The sequence below is a fragment of the Nocardia terrae genome (assembly GCF_009760405.1).
GTDB lineage: Bacteria > Actinomycetota > Actinomycetes > Mycobacteriales > Mycobacteriaceae > Nocardia > Nocardia terrae.
Genome location: NZ_WRPP01000004.1, coordinates 841,480 through 851,696, shown reverse-complemented (window position 1 = coordinate 851,696; position 10,217 = coordinate 841,480). Strand labels below are relative to the sequence as shown.

The window sequence follows — 10,217 nt, the reverse complement described above, 5'->3', positions numbered from 1 at the left end:
GAGAATGATTGGAACCAAATAAAATATTTGGCACTGACATTCATCGACACACTATTGAGTTCTCAAAGAACACACGCACAAACGATCTCCCGGGCTCTTAGTCCCGCTCGATCGTGAGGCAACTTTTACAGCTTAGCCCAGCCGTCTCAGCAGAACCAAATCCGCTGGTCAGGTGAAGCTAGTGTGATCATCAGGCGCTCCTCGTACAGCCTCGTTTCCCAGGCCCTTGGGGCTCCGGGTCGGTGTCCGTGTCGCTCTGACCTGGAATAAGTTACGTGTTGCTACGAACAGAGTCAAATCGGCTGGTCAGCGGACTAAATTGGCTCATGTGTACGTCTGCGATTGGTCGATTACGAGCTCCGTCGTCGACGAGTTCGCGGAGAGACTGCCCGGACATAAAGAAACCGACTGGCGCGTCTCTTGGTTACCGGGTCGATTGCTCACCAGAGAACAAGCGATCGCCGCGATGGAATTGGTCGAGCTGCTCTACGACCCGGCCACCGCCGGCGACGACCGGACACACAGCCTCATCGCCGGCATCGCCGAGCAGTTGGGCATCCGGCCCATCGACATCGCCGTCGCGCTCTCCGCCCGGCACCCGGGCCCGTGACCGGCGATCAGCATCCGGCGCGCGGCCGAACGGCGGAGATGGGTCGGCCCACGGGTATCCACCCAGCGGCGGGCATGTACACCTCCGGGCCGATTTCCACTGGGCCAGATCCCCCTACGGGTGGAATTGCTTTGACTTGTTCCCGGCGCAGGCCGAGATTGGGCTTGTGACAGGGGCACTCGCACTACCCGTACGGTCCGGAACCGACTGGTCACGATGGCTGCGGGGATCGGAAGACCAACCGCGCTGGGCCCGGCCCGCACTGATCGCCGTCGCGGCCGTGGCGGCCGTCCTCTACGCCTGGGGCATCGGGGCGCAGACGCCGCATCTGTACTACTCGGCCGCGGCGCGGTCGATGAGCATGAGCTGGCACAACTTCTTCTTCGCGGCCTTCGATCCGGCCGCGACGATCAGCATCGACAAGCTGCCCGGCGCCATCTGGGTGCAGGCGCTGTCCGTGCGGATCTTCGGGCCGCACCTGTGGGCGTATCTGCTGCCGCAGGTCATCGAGGGCGTACTGACCGTTCTCGTTCTTTATCGCGCGGTGCGGCGGCTGTCCGGCACCTACACGGCCCTCATCGCCGCCGTCGTCGCGGCGCTGGCACCCGCGACGGTCGCGCTGAACCGCGGCAATATCTCCGACACGCTGCTGATCCTGTTCCTGGTGCTGGCCGCGGACCAGGCCGCGGCCGCGATCGTCTCGGGGCGGACGCGGAATCTGCTGTACTGCGGGCTGTGCATCGGCCTCGCTTTTCAGGCCAAGATGGTGCAGGCGTGGCTCGTCGCCCCGGCCATCATGGCGGCCGTTCTCATCGCCGCGCCGAAAACCGGACTGCGGCAACGGATCACGGGGCTCGCCTGGTTCGGTGCGCTCGCGCTGGCGGTGTCGGTGAGCTGGATGACGCTGGTCGGCCTGCTGCCCGCCGCGCACCGGCCCTACGTCGACGGCAGTCACCACAACTCGCTGTTCGAGCAGGTCTTCGTCTACAACGCGGCCAGTCGCACCAATGACGGATTCGGTGTCGGGGCCGCGAACTTCACCTCCGGCGGCAACCAGACCGGGTTCCGCGCGGAGCTGGTACTGGGCCCGGACAATCGCTTCGACCATCTTTTCGGCGGTGGCGGCGGACGGGAGGCCGGGTGGCTGATTCCGCTCGCACTGGTTTGCCTGACCGCCCTGGCCTGGGCCGCTCGGCGGCGGCCGCGCACCGACCGGGATACCGCCGCTTTGCTGCTGTGGGGCGGGTGGCTGATGATCCACCTCGCGGTGTTCCTCGCCATCGGCACCGTGAACCCGTACTACCTGGCCGTCCTGACACCGGCGGTCGCGGCCCTGATCGGCATGGGGGCCAACGCTTTCCGCGAATCCACCGACCGGCGGGTCCGGTTGCTGGGCATCGGCGCCGTGGCCGCGACCGTCGCCTACGGCTGGTGGCTGTCGGCCGCCGCGCCGAGCTGGGTGCGAACCGGCATCGTGGTCGCGGCGGTGGTGCTCATCGGGGCCGCGCTTCGTGTTCGCGAATCGCTCGCGACCGCTCTGCTACTGGTCGCGGCGCTCGCCGCGCCGACCGCGGCCGCGGCGTCGGTGGTCGTCGACGGGTACGGCCCGCTCGACACCCCGTACGAATCGACGCGGGCCCGTCAGGTCACGCAGGGATACATGGCTTCCGCGATCACCAGCGCCCGCGAACTCTACGGTCAATTGGCGAAACAGCCGGTCCGTCCGCGCTATCCGCTGCTGACCTTCACCACCGCATTGGGTTCGCCGTTCATCCTGGTCAGCGGAACGCAGGTCCCCACCATCGGCGGCTTCACCGGGGAGTCACCCGCCCCAAGCACCAACGAGGTCGCCCGCATGATCGAGTCCGGCGAGGTCGGGCTGGCCCTGATCACCCCCGCTCAGGACGATCGGCTGATCTGGATCCGGCAGCACTGCCGTGTGCTCCCGGGCAGGGGTGACGGCAACGCGATTCAGGCTTATAACTGCGCACGTCGCTGAACACCGCCCCGAATCACCCTGCGGCACTTAGCATCCCTGACCATGCAGGATTTAAGCGGTTTGCTTTACAAAATCAGACACGGCCTGGACACCCAGGTGAGCCTGTCCCGGCTGCGCCGGCACCGCACCCTCGCCGAGGCCGTCGCCGGGCGCACCGTGTTGATCACCGGAGCCTCCTCGGGAATCGGCCGGTCCGCCGCCATCGCACTCGGGGCGGCCGGGGCGACGGTCCTGCTGGTCGCCCGCCGCGCCGACGAACTCGACAGCGCCGTAGCCGAGATCGAGGCCCGCGGCGGTCGCGCCTTCGGATACCCCTGCGACCTCAACGATTTCGACGCCCTCGACGCCATGACCGCCAAGGCGCTGGCCGACCACGGCCGCGTCGACATTCTGGTCAACAACGCGGGCCGCTCCATCCGCCGCCGCCTCGACGAGTCCTACGACCGCTTCCACGACTTCGAGCGCACCATGCGCCTCAACTACTTCGCCGCGGTCCGCCTCATCCTGGCTTTCGCCCCCGCCATGCGCGCGAGCGGCGACGGCCAGATCATCAACATCCTGTCCCTGGCCAACCTCTACGGCGGCCCCGGCTACGCCGCCTACGTGGCGTCCAAGGCCGCGCTCGACTCGCTGGCCACCAATCTCCAAGCCGAAACCCACACCGAGAACCTCAGATTCACCTCGATCTATCTCCCCCTGGTCCGCACCGACATGATCACCGCCAACCCCGTCTACCAGCAGGCCACCGCCAACGCCCTCACCCCCGAGGAAGGCGGCCGAATCATCTGCGACGCCATCATCGACCGCCCGCGTCGTCTGGCCCCCGTCATGGGCCGCGTCGCCGCCTTCGTCGACGCCACCCTCCCCGAGCGCGCCGACTCCATCCGCAACGCCCGCTTCACCAGAGGAATGTGAACAAGGTCAGCCAACGGGAAGTCTGCGGGGCACGTATCCTCCGGCCGAGCCAGACGGATCTCGGCGGCCCAGAGCTAAGCAGTCTCCGGCCAGGACAGCTGCGTTGTCTCGGCGGCCGTGCTTCCATAAGTCCGCTCAACAGCCGAGGTCCGAATACCGGCTACCACCATGAAGGTGGCCTCACATGCAGCGCAATCGTTACGGCCACCGTCTCGCCGTAACCGAGGGCCTACTGTAGACACCGCAAGGTTCGACGAGGCTTCTGGCGAAAGCAGGAACTCAGAGCCTCCATACCAACGGTGAGTTCGCCCTGCACGACATTTGGCTCGTCAATGCGAGGGGTATCAGACGCCTGCAGACATCCTGAAATGACGAGCGGGCGTTGGGAAATTCTTGACGCTGGATCAATCTCTGCGCGATGACAAGATGGTTCGACCGTGGACCTCGATGCTCTCGGCGACCGACCGTCGAATATGCGGTGCGATTGCCAACTCATCCGCAAACTGCGGCCACGCCGTATGGACTTTCTCGACAAGTTCGCTTACAACAGCGCCAAGTGCCGCATCCGAGGCACTCAACCGTCGCTCCAAACGCTCGAAGGTGTAGGCCGTGACCCGATCGAACCGCCGCGAACCAGCGAGTTTCATCGCCAGTGTCTCTCCTTCGCCCATGTAAGGGCGGGTTGAGACCAAGTCATAGGCAGGGGCGAGCGTAGGCAAGCCCGGATTCCGGTAGATCAAAGACCAATTCTTCAGATGAGCGTCGCCATTAGATACTAAGATATTGAACGCCAGGCGGCGAGCGAATTCACGCAATCCCATTACATCACGGCGCCGATAAATCAGTGAGGCCACCGTCTCATAGTTTCCCGCATACTTCTCACTTGGATACACATCTCTGACCTGCGCAAGATCCTCGATATGAATCGACGACCTGTCCTGAGTTCGATCGAATCGTTTCACGGCGTACGCCACCGTCTCGGTATTCGGCCACACATGCGGCGGCAGAGTTTCAAGCTCGTCTCGTTGGTATAGGCGCACCTCTGGCACATCAATACCCACGGCATCGGCTAGACGCATCATCGTATACTCGTTCAGCGGGACGTTGGAATGCGACCGGTCGGGCAGCTTGACGATCCAATCACCTCCTTGGCCATAAGCAGGCAAGGTTAGTCGGTCACCCTGCGCAAGCATGGAGAATTTCATTGCGACACCCGCAAGAGAGAACCGCAATTCCGGATAGTCAGGATCCGAGCCCGATTCACGCGAAGGCAAATCCCATGACTCGGACTCCTCCCACGTCTCGTCCTCGGGACACGGCATCACGCGGACTGCACCCGGAAGATCGTGTCCAACCTGAGCAAGCAGTTCCATCTCGCGAGCGGCTGACACGCCGCGCGCCGTTGCGATCCAATCCCGTAGGACTCCTTCGGGCAAAAGGTTCGAAAACCATGGCGGCAGCCGCAAGCTAGCTGACTGACGTGCAGTCAGACTCTGCTCGAAGGTCAACCCAAGAACGGGACGTACCGGATTACGAAGATATTCCTCGGAGAAGACAAACCGAGTGAAATCGCCCCGCTGTAGCAGTGTCCCGACCCGCTCAATACCCATGAGAACCGCATATGATCGCTCAGGCAGGGCCATATGACTCCTCATCCGTCAGGGGCCTCTCCTCATCCGACAGGTCTTCGATCAGCAACTCGGACATTGGAGGAGTGTCTTCGAATCCCCATTCGGCCTTGCGTCGAAGAAAAGAGTCGAGATGCGCAATTACAGCTTCCTGTCGCCTATTCAAGAATTCTGAATCGCGCCCAGACCGAAGCAATCCGACCATATCCGACGACATTAGATGCGATGCCAGTACTGACTGCCATTGCTGATCGCCTTCGTCATTGTTAAGCACGCCAACCAGGGCGATAGGTGGGTTCACGAAAATATCAATGACATCTCTGCCTGCCTCATGCTGCATAACCGGCATTAAAACTCGGTTAGCCGCCCACAATCGCTGCCCCGCCTCCACTCGCCGGCTCGGAACAATATATCGAACCGCATCGGCACACGTAGTGCGATCGGCAAGCTGCTCGCCAAGATCCTCTATTTCGGTCACCGCGCCCGTTGTGGGATCCCGCGGAGAAAGCTCCCACCACGAACATAGTGCGATCTTTGTATAGGCTTCATTTGTCCTGAATCGACGCAAATCTGGCAATACCGCCGCAGGTGGATCCACGGCGGCAAGCAAGTCTTGCACGGACCCAGTAATGTCGCCAGCACGGATTTTCCCACACAACGTACGCACTGCGCCGGTAGTGCTGCCGCGGAAGACTGCAGGCCCTACCAGCGCAGCACGCCAAAACCAGCGCCGAAGCAAACGACGGTTTGCCGGATCAGGGTCCGGGAAATGTGCAAAGAACCTAGCAAGAACGACCAATAGATATCGATAGGGCAGGAGCGTGAAGTGCGGCACACAAGCATCAGTCTGCAGGAAGCGCACTGCACGGATCAACGCCTCCTCCCCTGCACGGTAAGCACCGTCACGGTCCTCACCCGGGAATTCACTTTGCCCACGCCGCCGATCGTCACCAAATTCGAGATGAATATCTCGCTGAACATCGGCGCCCCGACGAGCAAGAACCGCGTACAGTACAGTATCATCGTCGATCTGACCGAAAGCCAGGTCATTGCTTATATGATCGGCAAGATCGCTCAATGTCAAACTTCGGACGCCCTCGGGGCCCGCGTTAAGTGCCGAGAAGATCTCAGCCCTGCTCAGCCGCTTGCCGTAGTTGTTCATCCTGTCGAAAATGACCTGAAGAACTTCTGTTTCCCCCTGCTCGACCTGATAAGCCGGTACCGGATACTGCCGAAGCACCGTTGTCAGATTGAACGCGCGGTCTTGTAGTTCACCAAGATTTGGATATTTGGCGAACCAGGTCAACAGCTTCCGCAGGTCGAACAGCGTCGGCAATGGCACTATGTGCGGCTCGGCGACGGTGGGGCTCGCTACAAAATCCTCTTCACGAAGATCGTAGGAAAGCGCGAACCTTGGATCCTGGGCTCCGTCCTCGCTTAGCGCATTGGCCAAGCTCATAACACGCTGCTGACCGTCCACTACCCATAGAGATTGGTCGTAGCTCGGCGCATCAATGTCTAACGCGCCCAGGTGAAGGCGCTCGGCCGGCGCCGGCCGTACCCACAACAGTAAGCTGCCAATCGGATAGCCTTTGACAATACTGTCGAACAAATAGATGACGTCTTTACGCCCCCAGCGTAATTCACGTTGAAAGTGGGGAACACGAATCCGCCCCTCCCACACCATACCGACCAGGCGCTCGATGTCGTATGTGGTCGCGTTCGGTCGGGTACCCAGTCCCGCACTCATTGATCCACCCTCCGCAAGTCGTTTCAGACCATCATTTCAGGGCACGGAGAGCCTGTCACGTGTAATGCACAGCTGAGCTGCGGGTGTAGAAACCGTAGATCACTAGATCCAACGCCCAATCCTACAACGAAACCGGGCCCGGTCACCTCGCGGTGACCGGGCCCGGTTGACTCGATTCCGTTGCCGGTGGCGCGGACTAGAAGTCCATGCCGCCCATGCCACCGGTCGGGTCGCCCGCGGGGGCGGCCTTCTCCGGCTTGTCGGCGACGACGGCCTCGGTGGTGAGGAAGAGCGCCGCGATGGAGGCGGCGTTCTGCAGGGCCGAGCGGGTGACCTTGACCGGGTCGGCAACGCCGGCGGCCAGCAGGTCGACGTACTCGCCCGAGTCGGCGTTCAGGCCGTGGCCCGCCGGCAGGTTCGAGACCTTCTCGGCGACGACGCCGGGCTCCAGGCCCGCGTTGAAGGCGATCTGCTTCAGCGGCGCGGACAGCGCGACGCGAACGATGTTCGCGCCGGTGGCCTCGTCACCGGTCAGGGTCAGCGCGTCCAGCGCCGGAGCCGACTGCAGCAGGGCCACGCCACCACCGGCGACGATGCCCTCTTCAACCGCGGCCTTGGCGTTGCGGACGGCGTCCTCGATGCGGTGCTTGCGCTCCTTGAGCTCGACCTCGGTCGCGGCGCCGGCCTTGATCACCGCAACACCGCCGGCCAGCTTGGCCAGGCGCTCCTGCAGCTTCTCACGGTCGTAGTCCGAGTCCGAGTTCTCGATCTCGGTGCGGATCTGCGCCACGCGGCCCTTGATGGCCTCCTGGTCGCCCGCGCCCTCGACGATGGTGGTCTCGTCCTTGGTGATGACGACCTTGCGGGCCTGGCCCAGCAGCTCGATGCCGGCGGTCTCCAGCGAGAGGCCGACCTCTTCGCTGATGACCTCGCCACCGGTCAGGATGGCGATGTCGGCCAGCATGGCCTTGCGGCGGTCGCCGAAGCCCGGGGCCTTGACGGCGACGGACTTGAAGGTGCCGCGGATCTTGTTCACGACCAGGGTCGAAAGCGCTTCGCCCTCGACGTCCTCGGCGATGATCAGCAGCGGCTTGCCGGCCTGGATGACCTTCTCCAGCAGCGGCAGCAGGTCCTTGACGGTGGAGACCTTGGAGCCGACCAGCAGGATGTACGGATCCTCGAGGGTGGCTTCCTGACGCTCCGGGTCGGTCACGAAGTAACCGGAGATGTAGCCCTTGTCGAAGCGCATACCCTCGGTCAGCTCCAACTGGAGGCCGAAGGTGTTGCTCTCCTCGACGGTGATGACGCCTTCCTTGCCGACCTTGTCCATGGCCTCGGCGATGAGCTCACCGATGGACGAGTCGCCGGCCGAGATACCGGCGGTGGCGGCGATCTGCTCCTTGGTCTCGACCTCCTTGGCGGTCGAGAGCAGCGAGGCGGTGACGGCCTCGACGGCCTTCTCGATGCCGCGCTTCAGGCCCAGCGGGTTGGCGCCGGCGGCCACGTTGCGCAGGCCCTCGCGGACCAGCGCCTGGGCCAGCACGGTGGCGGTGGTGGTGCCGTCACCCGCGACGTCGTCGGTCTTCTTCGCAACTTCCTTGACGAGCTCCGCGCCGATCTTCTCGTACGGGTCCTCGAGCTCGATTTCCTTGGCGATGGAGACACCATCGTTGGTGATGGTGGGGGCGCCCCACTTCTTCTCCAGCACCACGTTGCGGCCCTTGGGGCCGAGGGTCACCTTGACAGCGTCGGCGAGGCTGTTCAGGCCACGCTCGAGTCCGCGGCGAGCCTCTTCGTCGTACGCAATTGTCTTGGCCATTGCGTTGAGATCCTCCAGATCAGGGATGGGCATGATCTGGTCAGCTTCGGTGCCCGCGACGGACGACCGGAGGTACCGGCCTCACCGTTCCGACCTAGCACTCACGGGTACGGAGTGCCAAACCCCTTTCTAGCACTCGCCCCGGGTGAGTGCAAGGTTGGGGCGTTGCCCGAAAACGGAAAACGAGGCTCCGCCCCGGACCCCCGAAGCAGCGAAAACCAAGGATGGCCGCACGAGTCGTCTCGGCGGCCGATGTCTCCGAGGACTACGAGAAGTGACTGCGGTCGTCCACGCGGAGCAGCAGGGCGATCAGGGCGTCGGTGCGGCGCTCCTCCGGGGTGCGGGGTTCGCCGTGCTCGATGGTGACGAGTTCGGCATCCTGCAGGAGGAGTTCGGCTTCGATGCGCATGATGGCCCGGATGAACGGGGGTGCGACCTCGGGTGGGAGGTCTCCGTTCACGATGTAACCGCCGTCCGGGGTGTCCTCGGTGGAGACATAACTGAGCGCGCGCAGCAGATCGGCGCGCTTTTCCCCCGCAACTAGGTCGGAACCCTCGTCGCCCGCCATTCCACAATCGTATCTGGCGCATCATGCACACCATGGGACCCGGTGGCACGGGAGCGGTCGCAAGCCTTACAACACCAGGTCGACAGCATGGTGCAGCGACACGCCGACTACTGCGCGTCCGCGGCCGGGGCGGTCAGGCCGGGGATCGGCAGCGAACCCAGCAGGGCCGCGATCTCCGCCGAGACCGGTTCCTTCTCGAGACCCAGGCCGGACAGCACGCCGGTGCCGTTCTCGAGGTCCAGCAGGGCCAGCAGCATGTGCTCGGTGCCGATGTAGTTGTGGCCCAGGCGCAATGCCTCGCGGAAGGTCAGTTCGAGCGCCTTGCGGGCCTGAGCGTCGAACGGGATGAGCGCGGGAACCGGATCGCCCGTGGCGGCCGGGAGTGCCGCGGTGGCCACGCGCCGGAGGGCGTCGGCGGAGATGCCCTTGGCCTCGATGACCTTCACCGCGAGGGACTTCGGCTCGGCGAGCAGCCCGAGGATCAGGTGTTCGGGCCGGGTTTCGAGATTTCCGACGGCGCGCGCTTCCTCCTGCGCCGCCATCACGACGTGCCGGGCACGCGGGGTGAAGCGGGCGAAACCGGCGCTGGGATCGAGGACGCCCGCCTGGCCGGCGTCGACCGGGGTCTTGGGCACGAAACGCTTCTGCGCGGCCTGTTTGGTGACGCCCATGCTCTGGCCGATATCGGTCCAGGACGCTCCGGAGCGGCGGGCCTGGTCGACGAAGTGGCCGATCAGGTGGTCGGCCACCTCACCGATGTGGTTGCCGAGCACCACGGCGTCGGAGAGCTGTTCGAGCACGTCGCCGGGGCGGGCCTTCTTGATGCCGTCGATCAGGTCGTCGAGGCGGATGGGGTTTGTCATGCGTCAACTCTAGGTTGACCGCATCGCTGCGGTCAACCATTAGTTGACGATTGTCGGATCGGACG

General features: G+C 63.8%; 8 protein-coding genes. 3 read left to right on the top strand and 5 right to left on the bottom strand.

All coding sequences use genetic code 11. The features are described from left to right. Positions 1–466 precede the first annotated feature (466 nt). The 3 genes from GPX89_RS23950 (at position 467) to GPX89_RS23940 (ending at position 3,524) form a co-directional block, all read left to right on the top strand. Positions 467–610 (top strand): hypothetical protein, encoded by a 144-nt coding sequence (locus GPX89_RS23950; RefSeq protein ID WP_157389780.1) that lies wholly within the window; start codon positions 467–469, stop codon positions 608–610. Positions 611–776: 166 nt separating this feature from the next. Beyond that, a complete protein-coding gene (locus GPX89_RS23945; protein WP_157389779.1) occupies positions 777–2,609 on the top strand; it encodes an ArnT family glycosyltransferase in 1,833 nt (610 codons plus the stop codon). Positions 2,610–2,669: 60 nt separating this feature from the next. Beyond that, complete coding sequence (locus GPX89_RS23940; protein WP_235947783.1) at positions 2,670–3,524, top strand: SDR family NAD(P)-dependent oxidoreductase; 855 nt, start codon at positions 2,670–2,672, stop codon at positions 3,522–3,524. Between the two features lie 404 nt (positions 3,525–3,928). On the opposite strand, the gene GPX89_RS23935 is transcribed toward GPX89_RS23940, so the two are convergent. The 5 genes from GPX89_RS23935 to GPX89_RS23915 form a co-directional block, all read right to left on the bottom strand. Then, a complete protein-coding gene (locus GPX89_RS23935; RefSeq protein ID WP_157389777.1) occupies positions 3,929–5,167 on the bottom strand; it encodes a type II toxin-antitoxin system HipA family toxin in 1,239 nt (412 codons plus the stop codon). Beyond that, on the bottom strand, positions 5,154–6,902 hold the full coding sequence (locus GPX89_RS23930; protein ID WP_157389776.1) for a DUF262 domain-containing protein: 1,749 nt from the start codon (positions 6,900–6,902) through the stop codon (positions 5,154–5,156). Before GPX89_RS23930 ends, GPX89_RS23935 begins: the two co-directional genes overlap by 14 nt. Before the next feature lie 196 nt (positions 6,903–7,098). Then, positions 7,099–8,721, bottom strand: a complete 1,623-nt coding sequence (gene groL / locus GPX89_RS23925) for a chaperonin GroEL (RefSeq protein WP_157389775.1) — start codon at positions 8,719–8,721, stop codon at positions 7,099–7,101. A gap of 265 nt (positions 8,722–8,986) precedes the next feature. After that, positions 8,987–9,289 carry a hypothetical protein gene (locus GPX89_RS23920; RefSeq protein ID WP_157389774.1) on the bottom strand — a complete coding sequence of 101 codons (303 nt, stop codon included), beginning with the start codon at positions 9,287–9,289 and terminating at the stop codon, positions 8,987–8,989. Positions 9,290–9,396: 107 nt separating this feature from the next. After that, positions 9,397–10,152 (bottom strand): Clp protease N-terminal domain-containing protein, encoded by a 756-nt coding sequence (locus GPX89_RS23915; protein ID WP_157389773.1) that lies wholly within the window; start codon positions 10,150–10,152, stop codon positions 9,397–9,399. Positions 10,153–10,217: the final 65 nt, after the last annotated feature.